Source organism: Pseudarthrobacter lactosi (genome assembly GCF_055412785.1).
The window spans coordinates 221,024-241,128 of record NZ_JBVAYS010000003.1 but is presented as its reverse complement, the minus strand read 5'-3'; the positions used below and the strand labels follow the sequence as shown (position 1 = coordinate 241,128).

Here is a 20,105-nt window from a genome sequence, read left to right as displayed (position 1 = left end):
ATAAACCGGCGCAGGTCCGGCAGCCCGACCACCACGGTGGCGGGCTGCCGGCCCGGGCTGCCGGACCAGGCAGTCAAACCATGTCAGTTCAACGGAGCCAGCCATGATCAGATTCATCCTTAAACGCCTCGGCAACGAACTAGTGGTCCTGTTCGTTGTTTCGGCCCTGACGTTCTTCCTGCTCTACCTCTCCAGCGGCAGCGTCGCCCGGAACATCGTCGGCGACCAAGCCACCCCGGAGCAGGTGGCGCTGAAGCAGGCAGAGCTCGGGCTGGACCAGCCCATTCTCACCCGCTATTTCGACTGGGTCATCAATGCGCTGCAGGGTGACCTGGGGAGCTCCTGGTTCACTTCCGAACCCGTGGCCGCCGCGCTTTCCACGCGGATCCCCGTCACCATGACCATGGTGTTCGCGGCCATGATCCTGATTGCCATCATCGCCACCGTCATCGGTGTTGCCGCAGCAGTGAAGCGTGGCTGGGTGGACCGGGTGGTCCAGATTGGCGCCATTATCGGCGACTCTATTCCCGGCTTTGTCATCGGCATCATCCTGGTCACCATCCTGGCCATCCAGATGGGCCTGTTCCCTGCCACCAGCACCATTTTCCCCGGTGCAGGAGCAGAGGCCTGGGTGCTCTCGCTGACCTTGCCCGTCATAGCACTCCTGATCAACGGCGTGACCGGCGGTGCGCAGCAGATCCGCAGCGCCGTGATCAAGCAGTTGGAACGCGACTACGTGCGGACTCTCCGCAGCCGCGGGATCCAGGAGCGGGAAATCCTTTTCAAGCACGTCCTGCGGAGCGCCGCCCCGGCAGGCCTGACAGTCCTGAGCCTGCAGCTGATCGGCATGCTCGGCGGCGTGGTCATCATCGAGACGATCTTTGCCCTTCCCGGCATGGGCCCCCTCGCCGTGGCCGCCACCAGCCAGAGCGACCAGCCCGTGGTAATGGGCATCGTTATGTACACCGTCGCCGTTGTCATTGTGGTCAACCTCATCGTTGACCTGCTCAACGGCTGGCTCAACCCGAAGGTGCGTGCCTCGTGACCGAGTCCGTCGAAACCTCAGCCCTGACGCCCCTTCCTGGTACCTCCGGCCAGACCGGAACCGTTGTCCGGTCCACAGCGCTCAAGCGCCTGTTCAAGAACCCCCTTGGCATTCTATCGATGGTCATCCTGGTGGCCATGGGTCTCCTGGCCGCGTTCGCCGGTGTCCTGGCGCCGTTCGAGGAGAACTTCGCCAATATCTCCAAGACACTCGCAGCCCCGGACTCGGTCAACATCCTGGGGACCGACAGCTCGGGACGCGACGTCTGGAGCCGGCTTCTCTACGGTGCCCAGCTGACGCTTCTTTCCGCACTGCTATGTGCCGCCGTCGCCATCGCGATTGGCCTGCCCGCAGGCCTGATTGCCGGGTACTACGGCGGCAAATTCGAGGCCGTCTCCAACTGGATAGTCGGGATCCTCATGAGCCTCCCGGGCCTCATCGTCCTGCTGACCATCCGCTCGTCCTTCGGGCCGTCGGTCTGGATAGCCATGATTGCCTTCGGCGTCCTCATCAGCCCGTCCTATTTCCGCCTAACCCGTTCAGCAGTGCAGTCAGTCCGCAACGAACTCTATGTCGACGCAGCGCGGGTATCAGGCCTGTCTGACCTCAGCATCATCACCCGCCACATCTTCTCGGTGGTGCGAGCGCCGATCATTATCCAGACGGCAGCCATCGCGGGCGTTGCAATCGCCATCCAGTCAGGCCTTGAGTTCCTCGGCTTGGGTGATCCGGCCAAGGCATCCTGGGGCGTGATGCTCAGCGAGGGATTCAAAAACGTCTACCTCACGCCCAGCCTGCTCTTCTGGCCGGCATTTGCCATGGCGCTCACCATCGGTGCGCTGGTGCTCCTGGGGAACGCCATCCGCGATGCTTTGGAAGACCAGGAGAAGGTCAAGCACAGCAGGAAGAAAGTACATGAGGCCGAAGACGCTGCCTCAGCCAGCGCCGCCAAGGCAGCACGCAGGACCGTCGCCGCCGTCGAAGCCGGGACAGAACATCACCTGGTCAAGGTGACCAACCTCGGCGTCGGCTATCCCCAGTCCGATGGATCGGTCAAGAAAGTGGTCGACGACGTCTCGTTCCATGTTGACCGTGGCGAGATCCTTGGCATCGTGGGCGAATCCGGCTCCGGCAAGTCCCAGACGGCATTCTCGACCCTCGGCCTGTTGCCCGACACTGCGCGGATTGTTGCCGGTGCCATCCAGTTCGATGGCAACTACACCGTGGCACCGGGTGAGGACAAGGTGAACCAGGACCGGCTCTCCAAGCTCCGTGGCAAGCGGATCTCCTACATCCCGCAGGAGCCCATGAGCAACCTGGATCCCGCCTTCACCATCGGCTATCAGCTGGTCACTCCCATGGTGCGCGTCCTGGGCATTTCCAAGGCTGAAGCCACCCAGCGGGCCATGAAGCTGCTCGCGGACGTCGGCATCGTCCACCCCGAACGGACCTTCAAGGCCTACCCCCACGAGGTCTCCGGTGGCATGGCCCAGCGTGTGCTCATCGCCGGCGCCATCAGCTGCGAACCGGACCTCATCATTGCCGATGAGCCCACCACGGCACTGGACGTCACTGTGCAGGCCGATGTGTTGGACCTCATCCGCGACCTCCAGCGCCGGCTCGGCGTCGGCGTCATCCTGGTGACCCACAACTTCGGCGTTGTGGCTGACCTCTGCGACCGCGTTGTGGTGATGCAGAACGGGCGGCTTGTTGAGGAAGGCCCCGTACGGGAGATCCTGCGCGAACCCAAGGAACGCTATACGCAGACTTTGTTGGCTTCGATGCTGGAAGGCAAAGAGCCGATGACCATGCTGGTTGCAGCTGCTTCGTCATCAACTGCATCGTCAATTGCGAAGGAGAACCTACTGTGACCGAAACTGCAGCCTTCAGCGCCGCGGAATCAGCGCCGGCACGCGAAGAACTCCTTCGGGTGGAAAACCTGGTGGTCGAGTACCCCGGCAAAGGGTTCCGTGCACGGAAATTCCGGGCACTGACGGACATCAACATCAGCATCGGCCAGGGCGAGACCCTCGGTCTTGTGGGAGAGTCCGGATCGGGCAAGACCACCCTGGGCCGCGCAGTCCTGGGACTCGCGCCCGTAAGCGGCGGCAGGATCACTTTCGAAGGCCAGGACATCAGCCATGCCTCCCGGAAGCAGCGCCGTGTCCTCAGCCGTGACATGCAGGTGGTCTTCCAGGATCCCTACACATCCCTGAACCCGGCCCTGGAAATCGGGGCCATCCTGGCTGAACCGCTGGGCGTGCAGGGCATGGAGCAGGCAGCAGCAAAGAAGCGCGTGAAGGAGCTCCTGGACCAGGTTGGCCTCCCGTCGGACGCCATCCACCGGCTTCCGCGCGAGTTCAGCGGCGGCCAGCGTCAGCGCGTGGCGATTGCCCGCGCCCTGGCGCTGTCTCCCAAGCTCATCGTCTGTGATGAGCCGGTCAGCGCATTGGACCTGTCCACCCAGGCTCGTGTCCTGGATCTCTTCCTGCAGATCCAGAAGGACACCGGCGTCTCCTATCTGTTTGTCTCCCACGACCTTGACGTGGTCCGCCACATCAGCCACCGTGTTGCCGTGATGTACCGTGGCGAAATCGTGGAGCAGGGGCCGGCGGAGATCGTCACGCGCAACCCCGAGCACCCCTACACGCAGCGGTTGCTGCTCGCTTCCCCGGTGCCGGATCCGGACCGCCAGGAGAAGCGCCGTTCCGACCGTCACCGGCTGCTTGACGTCCAGCGGCAGCAGAACGAACAGGCCGCTTCCCTCGCCTAGAGGGCTGCAACCAGAACCAATGAACAGATACAACAGGAGGAATAACGTGGCCAAAATTGGCGTACAGGCAATGATGCTCAAGGACAGCTTCACCGAAATCGGGGCGTTCGAAACGCTCCGCAAGGTCAGCGACATCGGCTACAACGCCGTCGAAATCTCCCAGATTCCGATGACACCGGAAAACGTCGCCGAACTGGACCGCTCTCGCAGCGAGCTGGGCATGGACATCGCGGCCCTGTCCGTGGCCATGGAGGCCCCCAAGGGCCGGCCCGGCGATTCCCTGGCGGAGCACTTTGACAAGATTGTCGATGACGCCAAGCGCCTGGACTCGAAGCTGCTGCGGATCGGTATGCTGCCCTTCGAGGCAATGACGTCCATCGGCGCGGTGATTGACTTCGCGAAGAAGGCCAACGAGTACGCCGAGCGTCTGCACGAGCAGGGCTTGGGCCTCTACTACCACAACCACCACATCGAGTTCGCGAAGTTCGACGGCAAGTACATGCTGGACATCATCGCCGAGAACTCCCCGGCCATGGGCATGGAAATCGACGTGCACTGGGTCCAGCGCGGCGGCCTGGACCCGGTTCGAACGCTGGAAAAGTACGCGGGCCGCACTGCCATGGTGCACCTCAAGGACTACCGGATCGGCCAAATGCCGGAGTCGGCCATGGGGCTGCTGGATTCGGGGGATTTCGTTGGATTCATGACGGAGTTCAAGAACGTTGTCCAGTTCGCCGAAGTGGGCGAAGGCAACCTGGACTTCGCCTCCATCATCCCGGCCGCGCAGGCCGCCGGCGCCCAGTACCTTCTGGTGGAGCAGGACGAACTCTACGGCCGCACGGTTTGGGAAGCGCTGCAGACCTCCTACGACAACCTGGTTGCACTGGGGCAGTCCGAGCTTTTCTAACCGGACCCACTTCGACACAAGCTCAACCAACGAAAAAGGAAATTACTGTGAGCAAGAAAGTACGCCTCGGCATCATCGGCCTGGGCCAGCAGGGCGGCGCTTACGCCAAGTTCATCACCGACGGCATGGTCCCCAACATGGTGATCGGGGCTATCTGCGACACCGATCCGGCCAAGAAGGAACTTGCCTCGGCAACGTACCCGGACGCCCCCTTCTACGACGACTACATCGCCATGCTGGAAAGCGGTGACGTTGACGCCGTCGTGACCTGCGTGCCGCACTTCCTGCACCCCGAAATGGGCATCGAGACCCTCAAACGCAACATCCACGCGCTGGTGGAGAAGCCGGCCGGCGTCTACACCAAGCAGGTCAAGGAACTGAACGAGTTCGCTGCCTCCAAGCCGGAACTCTCCTTCGGCATTATGTTCAACCAGCGCAACAACCCGCTGTACAAGAAGCTCAAAGAGATTGTGGAAAACGGCGAAATCGGTGCGATCCGCCGCAGCAACTGGATCATCACCAACTGGTGGCGTCCGCAGGGTTACTACAACTCCAGCGAGTGGCGCGCGACGTGGGGCGGCGAAGGCGGCGGTGTCCTGGTCAACCAGGCGCCGCACCAGCTGGACCTGTGGCAATGGATCTGTGGCGTGCCGAAGTCCGTCTACTCCAAGGTTGCCTTCGGCTTCCGCCGCGACATCGCCGTCGAAGATGAAGTTACCGCGGTGGTTGACTACGGCGACGGCGTTACCGGTGTATTTGTCACCGCCACGCACGATCTGATCGGGACCGACCGTTTCGAGATCCTGGGGGACCAGGGCAAGATCGTCGTCGAAGGCAGCAAGACCGCCACGGTCACACGCCTGCACAAGCCTGAACGTGAGCTCAGTAACGGCATGGACATGAACGATGTCCGCAAGCTGTTTATGGGCGAGCTGAACCCGGAGCAGTACTACACCACCGAGGTCATCGAGTTCGAGTCCGTCTGGGGTGGGCAGCACGCCGGTGTCCTGGAGAACTTCGCCGCCAACATCCTGGACGGCACGCCGCTGCTGGCGCCGGGCTCGGACGGCATCAACGGTGTCCGCCTGGCCAACGCCATCCACCTCTCCGCCTGGACCGGCAAGGAAGTTGGACTGGACTTCGACGAGAACGAGTTCCTCGCCGAGCTCAACAAGCGCATCGCCGAAGAGGGCAAGTTCGCGCAGCGCACATAACCTCCCGGGTGAGCAGGGGAGCTGAGCAGCAGCTGTGGCCGTTTTGGACCATCAAAACGGCCACAGCTGCGACCTGCTGATGTGCTTTCATCGTTAGGATGGGGCGGTGACTGAACCCCAAACGCCGGACACCGCCCCCTCAGCTGGTTCGGTCAAAAAGCACCGCCGCGACGGCAAATCCAACGCCACCATCTACGACATCGCCAAGATGGCCGGCGTCAACGCGTCCACGGTGTCCCGGGCGCTCAGCAAGCCGGGCAGGGTCAGCTCCAAAACACAGAAACTCATCGAGGACGCGGCCGCGGAGCTGAACTACCAGGTGAATCCGTTTGCGCGCGCCCTTCCCACGGGCAAGACCAACACGTTCGGCCTCATCGTCGCGGACATTACCAACCCGACGTTCTTTGACATCATCCGCGGCGCCGAGACCACCGCAACCAGCCGGGACTACACGCTGGTGCTCGCCGAGTCGGCGGAGTCCTCCGCAACTGAACTGACTGCCGCCCGGCGGCTTATGGCCACAGTGGACGGCCTTATTCTGGCGAGCCCGCGCATGGATGATGACAACATCCGCGCCCTTGCCCAGGACAAACCCGTGGTGGTCATCAACCGCGAAGTGGAGGGCGTGCCGTGCGTGGTCCCGGACGTCAACAAGGGGATCAGCGAGGCGGTCCGCAGCCTGGCCGCCAACGGCCACACGAAGGTTGCCTATGTGGCGGGCCCGCCGGAATCCTGGATGTCCGAACGCCGGTGGGAGGGTGTGCAGGCAGCCTGCGACTGGTCCCAGCTCGAGGCAGTGCGGCTCGAATCCACCAAACCAACGGTCGACGGCGGCCGGAAGACTGCGCGTGATGTCCGCGCCAGCGGCGCCACCGCGGTCCTGACATACAACGACCTGCTGGCCATCGGGCTCATGCAGGAGCTCCAGGCTGCCGGCGTGGTGGTGCCGGACCACATCAGCATCATCGGCTTTGACGACATTTTCGGCGCGGATTTCACCACGCCACCGCTCACCACCGTGCGTTCGCCGCTGGGGGAGTGCGGCGAGGCAGCCGCCAAGCGCCTGCTGGACTTTCTTCACGGAAGCGGGGAACAGGCCGGCACTTTGAGTGTGGAGACTGAGCTGGTGCTTCGCGGGTCCAGCGGTAGGATCCTGCCCGCGAAGTGAGCCTTGGACGGGCCGATTCCAGCACTTGGCAATTTATGGCAACCGGTTGACAAAACAAGGCGCCAGGCAGATTATTGATCTATGTCACAGTCGATTGCTGCCAACCCAGACAGGCTCCTGCCCGCCGACCCAGGAACGCGGAGCATTGCGCGGGACCTCCTGGCGCGCGTACAGGACCTCCCCATCATCTCCCCGCATGGCCACGTTGACGCCGCCGTCATCGAGCACAACACGCCGTTCCCTGACCCGGCAGCGCTGCTCGTCAGCCCGGACCACTACGTCACGCGCCTGATCCATGCCAACGGCGCCTCCCTGGACAAGCTGCGGGCCGGCGGGCCCGACGCGTCCGGGTCGCGCGAAATCTGGCGCACCTTCGTGGATGCCTGGCCGCTCTTCGAGGGCACGGCCTCCGGCTACTGGCTGCGCAATCAGTTCGACAGTGTCTTCAACCTGGGCGCAGACCTGGGCGAGATGTCCGCTGATGCCAGCTATGACGCCATCGCCGCCAAGCTCGTGGAGCCCGGTTTTCGTCCCCGCCAGCTCTTCAAGGACTTCAACATTGAGGTCCTGGCCACCACGGACGATCCCCTGGACAACCTCGCCAGCCACAAGGCCATCGCCGAGGACGCCAGCTTCAACGGCCGCGTCCTGCCCACGTTCCGCCCGGACGCCTACCTGAACATTGCGCACCCCACCTGGAGCGCCAACGTTGACCGCCTGATTGAAACCGCCGCTGACGGTGCCACCGGCTACGCGGGCTACATCACCGCCCTGGAAAACCGCCGCCGCCACTTCGTGGAGCACGGCGCAGTCTCGGCAGACCACGGTGTAGCCACCCCGGCGACGCTCAAGCTGGACCGCGCCGAAGCCGAGCGCATCTTCGAACTCGCCCGAGCCGGCAAGGCCACGGCGGAGGATCGCAACACCTTTGAAGCCCACATGATGTACCAGATGGGCCGTATGTCGGTGGAGGACGGCCTGGTCATGACGATCCACCCGGGTTCGTTCCGGAACCACCACACACCCACGTTCGAGGCCTTCGGCGCGGACACCGGCCACGACATCCCGTTCGCCACCAACTACACCGAGGCCATCCGGCCGCTGCTGCAGGACTTCGGCACGGCCAAGGACTTCCACCTGGTGCTGTTCACCCTGGATGAGACCGTGTTTTCCCGCGAGCTCGCACCGCTGGCCGGCTTCTACCCATCCGTTTACCTCGGCGCACCCTGGTGGTTCCTGGACGCCCCGGACGCCATGCTGCGGTTCCGCTCCGCAGTGACCGAAACGGCCGGTTTCTCCCGCTCCTCCGGCTTCATCGACGACACCAGGGCCTTCTGCTCCATCCCCGCCCGCCACGATGCGTCCCGCCGGATCGAGGCCTCCTTCCTGGCCCGCCTCGTGGCCGAGCACCGTGTCAGTGAAGACCGTGCCCACGAAATCATCGTGGACACCGTCGACTCCTCCCCGCGAAGGGTTTTCAAACTGTGAGCATCGAACAGGCCGACGCCACAGGCAAGGCCGCGGAATCCCTTCCGCAGCTGAACCGGACCGTCCACGCTTCCGCCAAGCCGCCGGTGCGGATCGTCCACCTGGGACTCGGTGCCTTCCACCGCTCGCACCAGGCCTGGTACACAGGCCAGGCCAGCGACGCCGCGGACTGGGGCATTGCCGCTTTCACCGGCCGCCGCCCGGACGCTGCCCTGGCTCTTGCCGAGCAGGACGGCCTCTTTACGCTCGTGGAGCGGGCTGACAGCGGCGACTCGTTCGCCGTCGTCGGCAGCATCGTCGAGGCGGTAGACGGTGCGGACGTGCAGCGGCTCGCAGAGCTCGTTTCGGCGCCTGCCACCGCCATGGTCACCCTGACGGTCACCGAAGCGGCGTACCGGATAGGTGCCGACGGACAGCTGGACACTACAGCGTCCGACGTCGCCAGCGACCTTGCGCTGCTGGCTTCAGGAAGCGGAAACCCGTCCACGCCGCTGGGCCGCCTCGTCTACGCCCTCGCCGCGCGCCGCACAGCCGGAACCGGGCCGCTCGCCGTTGTCTGCTGCGACAACCTCGCCAATAACGGCACGGTGGCCCGCAATGCCGTGGCGGGCCTGGCGCAGGCCTGGGATGGGGGACTCGCTGCCTGGGTCGAGGAAAACGTCAGCTTTGTCAGCACGTCCGTGGACCGCATCACGCCGCGCACCACGGAAGCGGACATCGCGGCCGTCGAGGCCGCCTGCGGGTACCGCGACAACTCGCCGGTAGTGGCTGAGCCTTTCACCAACTGGGTGCTCAGCGGCGACTTCCCCGCCGGACGGCCCCGCTGGGAGGAGGCCGGCGCGGTCTTCGTTGACCATATCGAACCCTACGAGAACCGCAAGCTGTGGCTTCTGAACGGCGCCCATTCCCTGCTGGCCTACGCCGGCCAGCTCCGCGGACACACCACGGTGGCGCAGGCCCTCGCGGACCCGCAGTGCCTGACCGCCGTCGAAAACTTCTGGGATGAGGCCGAAGCGAATCTCTCCGGCGCCGCGGCCGATGGTGCGGACCTGCAGATCCCCGCGTACCGCGCTGCTCTGCTGGCCCGCTTCGGCAACGCGCGCATTGCCCACCACCTGGCCCAGATCGCCATGGACGGTAGCACCAAGCTGCGCATGCGCGCAGTGCCCGTCCTCCTGGCCGAACGGGCCCAGGGCAGGTCCGGTGCCGCGGCGGCGCTGATGATCGCTGCCTGGATTGATTTCAGCGCCGCGGCCGAGGAGTTCCACGATCCGCTGGCAACTGAGGTGTCCGCGGCCAACAAGCTGGCAGGCGCGGAGCGCGTGCGGGCTGTCCTGGCGCTGGTGGATCCTGCCATTGCAGGGGACGATGCCGTCGTCGAGCTCGTTTCCGGCCTGCTCGGCACATTCTCGGCGGACGCCTAAGCATCACGCCCGACGGCGCTTCTGCTTCAAGAAAAGCACTGCCCGGTCCAGGCTCCTGGGCCGGGCAGTGCTTTTCAGCGACGTGCAGTTTCATGAAGGTTCAACAGAAATTTATGGCAACCGCTTGCCATTTTATTGCCAAGTGACTAGGGTTAGAGCTACGGGAAACACGCGGCGGTACGCCCGCCGGATGCGGATTCTGCGGAATCCGGCGGCACCAAAGACTTACTGCTTCATAGCATTTCAATAAATTTTCGCTGGCCTACACGGCGGCAAGGGTAAAGGAGCCCAATTCATGAAAAAGCTAAACAAGCTCAGCATCATCGGCTATGGCGCCGGCGATGCAGCCAACAACCTCGCGTTCACCACCGCCACCATGTTCCTGCTGGTGTATTACACGGACGTTGCCGGCATCTCCGCAGCGGCCGCCGGAACCCTGCTGCTTGTGGTTCGGCTCTTTGACGCTTTCGCTGATGTGTTCGCCGGCCGGATGGTTGACCGGACCTACAGCAAGCGCTTCGGCAAGTTCCGTCCCTTCATCATGTTCGGCTCCATCCCGCTGCTCCTGCTGAGTGTGGCAACGTTCTCCGTCCCGCAGCTGGGTGAATCCGGCACACTGCTGTACGCGTACGTCACCTACGCTGCCTTTGGCCTTGCTTACAGCCTCGTGAACATTCCGTACGGCTCTCTGGCCGGCGCCATGACGCAGGATCCGGGGGAGCGCGCCAAGCTGGGCTCGGCCCGCATGGTGGGTGGCCTCCTGGTGGGCTCGTCGCTGGGTATCTTCGTTGCACCACTGATCAAGCCCGGCGCCGACCTCCAGTCGATGTTCACCACCATCACCCTGGTTTTTGTGGTCATCGGAGCGGCGCTGTATTTCTTCACCGCGTTGACCGCCAAGGAACGCGTGCACCGCGACGTCCCCAAGGTGACCTTCAAGCAGAGCGTGGACACGCTTAAGGGCAACAAACCCCTCCTGATGCTGTGCCTGAGCTCCTTCTTCTTCCTCTCCGGCTACCTCGCCCTGACCTCCGTGCAGCTGTACTACCTGCGCGACGTCCTGGGCCGCCTGGACCTGTACCCGGTACTGTCCATCATCCAGCTGGCGCTCACCTTCTTCCTGGCTGCCTTTATGCCCAAACTGGTCCGTAACGTCGGCAAAAAGAGCGTCTACATTTACTCTTCGCTGGTCACTGTCCTCGGCGGCGCAATGATCTTCTTCGCCCCGGCCGGGCAGGTCTGGCTCGGCTTTACCGGCCTCGTGATCAGCCTGGTGGGTGTCCTCGCCGTCAACATCGTGGTGTGGGCCCTGGAAGCCGACACGGTGGAGTACGGCGAATGGCGGACCGGTATCCGCACCGAAGGAATCACCTACGCCCTGTTCTCCTTTACCCGCAAGTCCGGCCAGGCTGTGGGCGGCGCCCTGGCGGCATACGCCCTGGCACTGGGCGGCTACAAGTCCGGCGCGGCCCAGACCGCGGACGCCCTGTTCGGCATTCAGATTGCGGCGGGCGCGATCCCTGCCGTGCTGACTATCCTTGCCGTATTAGTAATGTCCAAGTACACCCTGACCGATGCCAAGCACGCGGAGATCCTCAGGGAAATCCAGGAACGCCGGACCAAGACTGTGGACGCCGGCGAAGCCGCTGACGCCACCGCCGCTGCCACCGGCACCACCGCCGACGCCGGGACGCCGGTTGGTGCCGGCACAACTGCCGGCCACTAACTTCCAGCACCATCATCTGACCAGAAGTCCCCGAAAGGATCTGCCGTGAAAATCATTGCCGCTGAAGTCTTCGTGACAAGCCCGTCACGTAACTTCGTGACCCTGCGCATCACTACGGACGACGGGGTCACCGGCATCGGTGACGCCACGCTGAATGGCCGCGAACTGGCTGTTGCCGCGTACCTCAAAGAGCACGTGGCCCAGCTGCTGATCGGCAAGGATCCGCACAGGATCGAGGACACCTGGCAGTTCCTGTACCGCAGCTCCTACTGGCGCCGCGGGCCGGTCACCATGGCGGCAATCGCCGCCGTCGACATGGCCCTGTGGGACATCAAGGGCAAGATGGCGAACATGCCGGTGTACCAGCTCCTGGGCGGTGCGTCACGCAATGGCCTGCGCGCTTACGGCCACGCGTCCGGCGCCGACCTCGACTCGCTGTTCGACTCGGTCCGTGAGCACCTGGAACTCGGCTACAAGTCCATCCGCATCCAGACCGCTGTCCCCGGCATCAAGGCAGTCTACGGCGTGGCCGCGCAGGCCCAGGCCTCGGGCGAACGCTACGACTACGAGCCCGCCGGCCGCGGCGCGTTCCCGCAGGAAGAGGACTGGGACACCCGCGCCTACCTGCGCCACCTGCCCACCGTCTTTGAAGCCGTGCGCAACGAGTTCGGCCCGGAAATCCCGCTGCTGCACGACGGCCACCACCGCATGACGCCCATCCAGGCCGCCAAGCTCGGCAAGGCCCTGGAACCGTACGACCTCTTCTGGCTCGAGGACTGCACCCCGGCCGAAAACCAGGAGGGCCTGCGCCTGGTCCGCCAGCACACCACCACCCCGCTGGCCATCGGTGAAATCTTCAACACCGTGTGGGACTACCAGACGCTGATCAAGGAACAGCTGATCGACTACGTGCGCGCAGCCTCCACCCACTTCGGCGGCATCTCCCCGCTGAAGAAGGTCATGGACTTCGCCGCCCAGTACCAGATCAAGTCCGGCTTCCACGGCCCCACGGACATTTCCCCCGTGGGCTTCGCGGCGCAGCTGCACGTGGGCCTGGCCATCCACAACTACGGCATCCAGGAATACATGCAGCATTCGGACAAGACCAACGAGGTCTTCGAGCAGTCCATGACCTTCAAGGACGGCTACCTGCACCCCGGCGACAAGCCCGGCATCGGCGTCGAATTCAACGAGGAAGCCGCAGCGGCGTACCCGTACCAGCAGGCTTACCTGCCGTACAACCGCCTGGTAGACGGAACGGTGCACGACTGGTGACCGCCGCTGCATCTTCCTCCCCAGCCGGAGAAAATACCGGTCCCCGCGTCATCGTGATGGGTGTCTCCGGCTGCGGCAAGACCACCATCGGTGACCTTGTGGCCCGCGATCTGGGCGTCGAGTTCCTCGACGGCGATTCCCTCCACCCGGTGGAGAACGTCGCCAAGATGGCAGCTGGCACTCCGTTGACCGACGAGGACCGCTGGCCGTGGCTCGCCACGGTGGGCTCTGAACTGGCAGCTGCCAAGGGCGGCCTGGTGCTGGCCTGCTCGGCTCTTCGGCGCAGTTACCGCGACGCCATCCGCGCCCAGGCGCCGGACACGGTGTTCCTGCACCTGCACGGCAGCAAAGAGGTTCTTAGGGCGCGGACTGAAGGCCGCTCCGGGCATTTCATGCCGCCCGCGCTGCTGGAATCCCAGCTGGCCACCCTCGAAGCACTGGAGGCTGATGAGGCAGGCATTGTTGTGGACATCGCCGCGCCGGTGGACCAGGTCGTGGCCGACGCGTTGGCGGGCATCGCAGCTGCGGTGACTGCCGCCGTTGGAAGCTCCACCGCCGGTGACGGAACTGCCAACGCTGGTGCGGTGGGCACCGCACTGCGCCAGTTCGACGTCGACCTCCAGGCCGCGCCGTTCAACCTCGACGACGCAGCGATCACCTGGGTGAACACCATCCTGGAATCGATGACGCTTGAGGAGAAGATCGGGCAGCTGTTCATCAACCACAACAACGACTACTCCCCGGAGTACCTCGATGGTGTGCTGGAGAACTTCCACGTGGGCGGCATGCGTTACCGGCCGGGCCCGTCCGCTGCCGTGCAGGAACACATCCGGCACGCGCAGTCGAAGTCCAAGGTGCCGCTGCTGGTGGCTTCCAACCCGGAAATGGGTGGCGCAGGCAGCTGCGATGACGGCACTTTTGTCTCCACGCACCTGCAGGCAGGTTCGCACCCGGACAAGTCCATCGCACGCCAGATGGGGCAGGTAGCCGGCGTTGAAACCGCGGCCCTCGGCTGCAACTGGGCCTTCGCCCCGATCGTGGACATCCACTACAACTGGCGGAACACGGTCATCTCCACCCGGGCCTTCGGCAACACGCCGGAGATTGTGGTGGAACGGGCCAAGGAATACTTCGACGGCATCAGTGAATCGCCCACCGCCTGTGCCATGAAGCACTTCCCGGGCGACGGCATGGACGAGCGCGACCAGCATGTGGTCACGTCCTACAACACGCTCGGCTACGACGAGTGGAACCGGACCTATGGGCACGTTTACCGCGAAATGATCGGGCACGGCGTGCAGTCCATCATGATCGGGCACATCGGCGCGCCGGAGCTTTCCCGGCACTTCCGCCCGGGCCTGGCGGACAAGGACATCCGTCCCGCCACCCTGGCACCGGAACTGCTCCAGGACCTGCTGCGCGGCGAACTCGGCTTCAACGGGCTCATCCTCACGGACGCTTCGCAGATGATCGGGCTCACCCAGGCCATGAAGCGCAAGGATCTGGTTCCTGCGACCATTGCCGCGGGGTGCGACATGTTCCTGTTCTTCCGCAACGCCGACGAAGACTTCCAGTACATGCTGGACGGCTACAAATCCGGCGTTATTACTGAGCAGCGACTGCATGACGCCCTGCGCCGCATTCTGGCCCTCAAAGCCTCGCTGGGGCTGCACCTGAAGGCACGCAACGAACTGGTTCCTCCGGTGGAAGCCTTGGCAAAGATCGGCAGCGACGCCCACCGGGCAATCGCGGCCGAGATTGCAGACAAGACCGTCACATTGGTCAAGGACACCGCCAACAACCTGCCCATCCGGCCGGAAACGCACAAGCGGATCCGCCTGTACGGCATTTCCGGCGGCTCGGACTTCACCCGGGCGGACCCGCTGGCGTACCTGGACACAGTCAAGGACGAGCTGGAGAACGCCGGTTTCGAGGTGCACCTGTTCCGCACGGCGGACCAGCGCGAAGCGGCAGGGGAGACCGGTGTGAACTTTATGTCGGTCATCTCCGAGGAAGCCACCGGCGACTACGCGGAGAAGTATGACGCCGCGTTCGTCTTCGCCAACGTCAAGGGCTTCGCACAGGAAGCTGCCATCCGGATCAAATGGTCCACCCCGATGGCCGCGGAAATCCCGTGGTACGTCACCGAGGTTCCCACGGTGTTTGTGTCGCTGAACCAGCCCAACCACCTCATCGACGTGCCGATGGTCAAGACCGCCATCCACGCCCATGCGGGAACTGTGGAGGCCATTCGGGCCACCATCGGGAAGATCATGGGCGAGTCCGAGTTCCAGGGGACGTTCAACGAGAACGTCTTCTGCGATTCCTTCGACACCCGGCTCTAGGGTTTTTGCTGCGGTTCAGACTGACGACTCGCAGGTGGAATGGCGCTACGCGGATACGCGTAGCGCCATCCCGTTTCTGCGTCACAAGGCCATTTCCGCGTCGAGGCCTCCAGTAAACTGGAGACCATGACTGCCACCCCTGATGCTGCTTCCAACACTGCTGCCCGTGCCCGCCTGCTGGAACTGATCAAGGAACTTGCCGTGGTCCACGGCAAGGTGATCCTCTCCAGCGGTGCCGAGGCCGACTACTACATCGACCTGCGCCGCATCACCCTGCACCATGAAGCCTCCAAGCTGGTGGGCCAGGTCATGCTGGCACTGACGGACGACGCCGGGATCGACTTTGCGTGCGCCGGTGGCCTAACGATGGGTGCTGACCCCGTGGGCACCGCCGTTATGCACGCCGCCGTGGATGCCGGCCGCACCGTGGATGCGTTTGTGGTCCGCAAGGCCCAGAAGTCCTACGGCATGGGCCGCCAGGTTGAGGGCCCGTCGGTTGAGGGCCGCAACGTTCTGGTGCTGGAGGATACGTCCACCACAGGAGGCTCCGCCCTCACCGCTGTTGAGGGTGTCCGGAAGGCCGGCGGCAACGTGGTTGCCGTGGCCGTCATTGTGGACCGGGACACCGGCTCCAAGGAAAGAATCGAAGCCGAGACCGGCGTGCCCTACCTGTTCGCTTTCGGCAAGGACGAGCTGGGCCTCTCCTAGCAGGTTCGGCCCCTCCGGGCGGGAATGGCAGCGGCCCCCGTGCAACGCTCCCCGGCCCCGGGTTTGCAGCGGTGGCTTCCGCTGTGGCTACGGTAGAGGTGTGCCGTACAGGGAGGAAGCAGAACCGCAGGAACAGCCTGGTGCTCATCATGCCCGGCTGCTGGCCAACGCCGCCGCACTCAAGCGGTTTTCGCGCCGCGGGTTCCTGGCCGGCACGGGAGCCTCGGCACTGCTGGCAGCGGACATGCTGGTCACGCGCCGCGTCCAGGCGGAGCGGCGGGTCAACAGGATCCTGCCAGTCGCGGACGACTTCGCCGACGCCTACTACCCGAACGCCAGCTGGTTCCTCTTCCCCGGTTACAAGACCAGCTGGGAAGAGGCGCTCTGGATCCTGAACGCGATGCGCGGTGCGCTGAACAAGCGCGGCCAGCTCGCCGCCGTCGGCTATTCCAACCAGGGGCTGGACATCGATGAGGTGGTGATCGCCGTCATCGAACACGTCCGGGCGAAAAAGCTCACCAAACTCTTCTTCTACGGCCACAGCTTCGGCGGCATGGTGGCCACCCAGGTGGCCGCGCGGCTCCGGGAAATCCACGGTGTGGAGGTCGAATTCATCCTGCTGGACTCCAGCCCGTACAGCCGGAGCGACGTGCTGGACGACAGTTGGTTCGACGGCGTCGTCTTCCTGTACGAGAACGGCTTCCGGGTCCCTTCCGTGGTCCGCGGCAGCTACGAACTGGGGGAACGCGTCATCCACAAGGACGAGCGGACCTGGCGGCAGATCCTTGACCAGACCATGGAGCAGCTGTCCCCGATCGCCCCGTCCAGTGTGCTCATCCAGTCCGAGTCGGCCTACATCTACCACTTCGACGGAAACCGGTTTGTGGACAAGCTCGGCGACACGCGGATGGCGTACGTCGGCAACCCGAAGGACCGCACCGTCCGATACCAGACGGCCAAGGACGCGTGGTCGGCAGCGTTCCACCCGCACATGGTCTCGACGGACCTGCAAACGGACGGTGCCCTGCCGGCGCACGCGAGCCCGGGCTGGAACCCGCTCATCTACCGGCCCATCGTGGAGCGGCTGATGGACGACTTTTTCCCGCTGCCCCGCGGCGGCTCTAAGGTGACGGTCTTCTAGCTAGGGTTCCCCTAGATCTGGTTCTTCAGATCGGCCACGGAGTTCAGCACCTGGTTGGGCCGGAACGGGTAGGCGGCGATGTCTTCGCGCTGTGTGATGCCGGTGAGGACCAGGACCGTGTGCAGGCCTGCCTCCATGCCGGCAATGATGTCGGTGTCCATCCGGTCCCCGATCATGGCGGTGGTCTCGGAGTGCGCATCGATCTGGTTCATGGCGGACCGGAACATCATGGGATTCGGCTTGCCCACAATGTACGGTTCGCGGCCGGTGGCCTTCGTGATGAGCGCGGCGATGGCTCCGGTCGCGGGCATGGGTCCGTCCTTGGACGGTCCGGTGGCGTCCGGGTTGGTGGCGATAAAGCGGGCCCCGGCCAGGATCAGTCGGATGGCCATGGTGATGGCCTCAAAGGAGTACGTTCGGGTTTCGCCGAGCACCACGAAGTCCGGGTCCTGGTCGGTGAGGATGAAGCCGGCCTCATGCAGCGCCGTCGTCAGCCCTGCCTCGCCGATCGTATAGGCCCGGTTCCCGGAGCCGGAACCCCGCACCTGGTCCTTCAGGAAGTGGGCCGTGGCCAGTGCAGACGTCCAGATGTTTTCCTCGGGGATCTCCAGCCCGGAGGCACGCAGCCGGGCGGCGAGGTCGCGGGGCGTGAAGATTGAGTTGTTCGTCAGCACCAGGAACCGCTTGGACGTGTCCACCCAGCGCTGGATCAATTCCGCGGCCCCCGGGACGGCATGGTTTTCGTGGACCAGCACGCCGTCCATGTCTGTCAGCCAGCATTCGATCTCCTGGCCGTTGCGGTAAACCGCCGGTGAACCCTGTACCTGGTCTGCTTCTGCCACGTTTACCTCCGTGAGATGTGCCTATTCCTGATCCAGTCTTTCATTCTTCCTGCCCGGAAACACTCGCTTCTTGCCTGGCGACACTCGAAACCGGGGAAATGACGGCCGGACCGGGGGCTTTGGTGGCCCTGCAGGTCGGCTAGGCTCGTAACCGGCACGAGAGTGCCCATCGGCTGCGGATCGGGGGATAGCCGCGGTGGTTGTTGATGTCGGCATGCGCCGGCTGGTCCCCGACGTCGGAAAATCACCGGGCACCGAGCGCGAACCGCAGGATGCCTGCCAGCACCTGAAAGGGACCGCCATGAGCAACAATTACGGCACGCCACCGCCACCGCCCAGGGACTCAGAGGGCAACCCGCTGCCTCTGCAGCAGCACCCGGGCCAGCAATACACCCGAGCGCCGCAGCCCCCGCACAGCAATAAGCACCTTTTCATCGTTCTCGGCATTATTGCCGCCGTTGTGATTGTCGCCCTCGTGGCAGTGTTCGCCTGGGTGATACCCACCTTTGCCAAGCCGCAGGCCGGGGACTCTCCGTCTCCCGGGGCAACGTCCAGTGCAACGGAGGAAAGCGCTGCTCCGGAAGAATCGGCGGCGCCGTCGGACGGTGCCACCGCGGATGATGTGCCGGCCGGAGCCTTCCCGCTGCCGCCGGGCTGGGCAGATCTGCAGGGGCCGGCGAATATTCCGGCCGAGGGCGATCCGCTCTTCAGCCGGTTTGTCACGGGAGAGTCGTCCTTCCAGTACCTCGCATCCTGGACGGGCGACGACACTTTCGGGATAACCACCGACCCGACCACCGGTGCACCCATGCAGCAAAAAGCGCAGGGCACCGAGGAACGGGACGGGGACGGCATCGCCGTGGCCTACGCCTTCTTCGCCGAGGCGGAAGAGGGCAAGTACGGCAAGGAGCCGGCGAAGGTACAGGCCGCCATCAAGGAGATCGAGGCCAAGTTCACCGCGATGCCCGCGGCCGAACTGCCGCAGCACCTCGTAGGCCACAAATGCACCAGCAATTTCGAAACAACACAACCCGAGACCCGCGAGTTTCGCCGGACGGTGGCCGTAGTGATCGGCTTTACGTGCCTCAACGCCCGCGGCGAGACCATCCAGGCAGTGAACCTTTTCAGTGTTACGCCGTGGGGCACGCCGCAGATGGTGGGCGTCAGCGGCCACTCGACGTACTGGGACGAAAACCCTGAGGTAATGGAGCAGCTCGCCAACTCGTACCGCGCCAACCGCTGGAAGCTTCAAGGCTGACGCGGGCTAGAGTTGAAGGGTGACTGACCACCCTCAAACTCCGCCGCTGCCCGTTCCGCCGCCTGAGGAGGAATACGCACCAAAGCCGGAGGTCGGCGTCGGGCCCTGGAACGGCGAACTGCCCGAAGGTGACCACTGGGACCACGAACTGCTGGCGGACGGGGACCGCCGCAACGTGGTGGACCAGTACCGCTACTGGAAGCACGACGCGATCGTGGCGGACCTCGATTCCAAGCGGCACAACTTCCACATCGCCATCGAAAACTGGCAGCACGATATGAACATCGGCACGGTGGTGCGCACCGCCAACGCGTTCCTCGCCAAGGAAGTCCACATCATCGGACGACGCCGGTGGAACAGACGCGGCGCCATGGTCACCGACCGCTACCAGCACGTCCGCCACCACCCCACCGTGGAAGACTTTGTGGCCTGGGCCCAGGGGGAGGGACTCGCGATCATCGGGATCGACATCTTCCCGGACTCCGTGCCCCTGGAGACGTATGAACTGCCCAAGGACTGCGTGCTGGTGTTCGGCCAGGAAGGGCCCGGGCTGACGCCGGAGGTCCACGACGCGGCCCTGGCAACCCTGTCCATCGAGCAGTTCGGCTCCACCCGCTCCATCAACGCCGCGTCCGCCGCCGCGATCGCCATGCACGCCTGGATCCGCCGGCACGTCTTCAGCCAGCCCGTCTGACCCCGCGCCACTTCGCGGCGTGTGAGCGTAACTGTTACCGGCTCGCGTGACCCGAAACACGGCCCCTGCACAGAAATGGCTAGGATGGTGGCTAGCC

General features: G+C 64.4%; 16 protein-coding genes. 15 read left to right on the top strand and 1 reads right to left on the bottom strand.

Features of this window, described 5'->3' with window-relative positions:
- Positions 1-103 precede the first annotated feature (103 nt).
- The 13 genes from ACZY0Q_RS14585 (at position 104) to ACZY0Q_RS14525 (ending at position 17,214) form a co-directional block, all read left to right on the top strand.
- Positions 104-1,045, top strand: a complete 942-nt coding sequence (locus tag ACZY0Q_RS14585) for an ABC transporter permease (protein WP_463917902.1) — start codon at positions 104-106, stop codon at positions 1,043-1,045.
- Complete coding sequence (locus ACZY0Q_RS14580; protein ID WP_463917900.1) at positions 1,042-2,916, top strand: dipeptide/oligopeptide/nickel ABC transporter permease/ATP-binding protein; 1,875 nt, start codon at positions 1,042-1,044, stop codon at positions 2,914-2,916. The genes ACZY0Q_RS14585 and ACZY0Q_RS14580 overlap by 4 nt, the downstream gene beginning before the upstream one ends.
- Positions 2,913-3,818 carry an ATP-binding cassette domain-containing protein gene (locus ACZY0Q_RS14575; RefSeq protein WP_463917898.1) on the top strand — a complete coding sequence of 302 codons (906 nt, stop codon included), beginning with the start codon at positions 2,913-2,915 and terminating at the stop codon, positions 3,816-3,818. The genes ACZY0Q_RS14580 and ACZY0Q_RS14575 overlap by 4 nt, the downstream gene beginning before the upstream one ends.
- Before the next feature lie 46 nt (positions 3,819-3,864).
- Positions 3,865-4,725 (top strand): sugar phosphate isomerase/epimerase family protein, encoded by an 861-nt coding sequence (locus tag ACZY0Q_RS14570; protein ID WP_463917896.1) that lies wholly within the window; start codon positions 3,865-3,867, stop codon positions 4,723-4,725.
- A 47-nt stretch (positions 4,726-4,772) separates the two neighbouring features.
- Positions 4,773-5,939, top strand: coding sequence for a Gfo/Idh/MocA family protein (locus ACZY0Q_RS14565; protein WP_463917895.1), 1,167 nt, complete (start codon positions 4,773-4,775; stop codon positions 5,937-5,939).
- Between the two features lie 106 nt (positions 5,940-6,045).
- Positions 6,046-7,107 (top strand): LacI family DNA-binding transcriptional regulator, encoded by a 1,062-nt coding sequence (locus ACZY0Q_RS14560; protein ID WP_463917893.1) that lies wholly within the window; start codon positions 6,046-6,048, stop codon positions 7,105-7,107.
- An 81-nt stretch (positions 7,108-7,188) separates the two neighbouring features.
- A complete protein-coding gene (gene uxaC, locus ACZY0Q_RS14555) occupies positions 7,189-8,595 on the top strand; it encodes a glucuronate isomerase (protein WP_463917891.1) in 1,407 nt (468 codons plus the stop codon).
- The gene (locus ACZY0Q_RS14550) at positions 8,592-10,019 is read left to right on the top strand and encodes a mannitol dehydrogenase family protein (RefSeq protein WP_463917890.1); all 1,428 of its coding nucleotides are present in this window, start codon (positions 8,592-8,594) and stop codon (positions 10,017-10,019) included. Before uxaC ends, ACZY0Q_RS14550 begins: the two co-directional genes overlap by 4 nt.
- Before the next feature lie 295 nt (positions 10,020-10,314).
- Positions 10,315-11,745: a glucuronide transporter gene (gene uidB, locus ACZY0Q_RS14545; RefSeq protein WP_463917888.1), complete on the top strand. Its 1,431-nt coding sequence runs from the start codon at positions 10,315-10,317 to the stop codon at positions 11,743-11,745.
- A 45-nt stretch (positions 11,746-11,790) separates the two neighbouring features.
- A complete protein-coding gene (gene manD, locus ACZY0Q_RS14540) occupies positions 11,791-13,020 on the top strand; it encodes a D-mannonate dehydratase ManD (protein ID WP_463917886.1) in 1,230 nt (409 codons plus the stop codon).
- Between the two features lie 56 nt (positions 13,021-13,076).
- On the top strand, positions 13,077-15,365 hold the full coding sequence (locus ACZY0Q_RS14535; RefSeq protein WP_463918657.1) for a gluconokinase, GntK/IdnK-type: 2,289 nt from the start codon (positions 13,077-13,079) through the stop codon (positions 15,363-15,365).
- 126 nt (positions 15,366-15,491) lie between these two features.
- On the top strand, positions 15,492-16,073 hold the full coding sequence (gene pyrE, locus ACZY0Q_RS14530) for an orotate phosphoribosyltransferase (RefSeq protein ID WP_463917885.1): 582 nt from the start codon (positions 15,492-15,494) through the stop codon (positions 16,071-16,073).
- A 100-nt stretch (positions 16,074-16,173) separates the two neighbouring features.
- A complete protein-coding gene (locus ACZY0Q_RS14525) occupies positions 16,174-17,214 on the top strand; it encodes an alpha/beta fold hydrolase (protein WP_463917883.1) in 1,041 nt (346 codons plus the stop codon).
- Between the two features lie 11 nt (positions 17,215-17,225).
- Here the strand turns inward: ACZY0Q_RS14525 and ACZY0Q_RS14520 are convergent, their stop codons facing one another.
- Positions 17,226-18,056 (bottom strand): HAD-IIA family hydrolase, encoded by an 831-nt coding sequence (locus tag ACZY0Q_RS14520; RefSeq protein WP_201762321.1) that lies wholly within the window; start codon positions 18,054-18,056, stop codon positions 17,226-17,228.
- Positions 18,057-18,252: 196 nt separating this feature from the next.
- On the opposite strand from ACZY0Q_RS14520, the gene ACZY0Q_RS14515 reads away from it, so the two are divergent.
- A complete protein-coding gene (locus ACZY0Q_RS14515) occupies positions 18,253-19,314 on the top strand; it encodes a hypothetical protein (RefSeq protein ID WP_463917881.1) in 1,062 nt (353 codons plus the stop codon).
- A gap of 19 nt (positions 19,315-19,333) precedes the next feature.
- The gene (locus ACZY0Q_RS14510; protein ID WP_463917880.1) at positions 19,334-20,008 is read left to right on the top strand and encodes a TrmH family RNA methyltransferase; all 675 of its coding nucleotides are present in this window, start codon (positions 19,334-19,336) and stop codon (positions 20,006-20,008) included.
- The last annotated feature ends 97 nt before the right edge of the window (positions 20,009-20,105 follow it).

Bases quoted from the DNA above. Each gene is read 5' to 3' on its own strand.
- ACZY0Q_RS14585 (WP_463917902.1), top strand. From the start codon at position 104: ATGATCAGATTCATCCTTAAACGCCTCGGCAACGAACTAGTGGTCCTG.
- ACZY0Q_RS14535 (WP_463918657.1), top strand. From the start codon at position 13,077: ATGGGTGTCTCCGGCTGCGGCAAGACCACCATCGGTGACCTTGTGGCC.
- uidB (WP_463917888.1), top strand. From the start codon at position 10,315: ATGAAAAAGCTAAACAAGCTCAGCATCATCGGCTATGGCGCCGGCGAT.
- pyrE (WP_463917885.1), top strand. From the start codon at position 15,492: ATGACTGCCACCCCTGATGCTGCTTCCAACACTGCTGCCCGTGCCCGC.
- uxaC (WP_463917891.1), top strand. From the start codon at position 7,189: ATGTCACAGTCGATTGCTGCCAACCCAGACAGGCTCCTGCCCGCCGAC.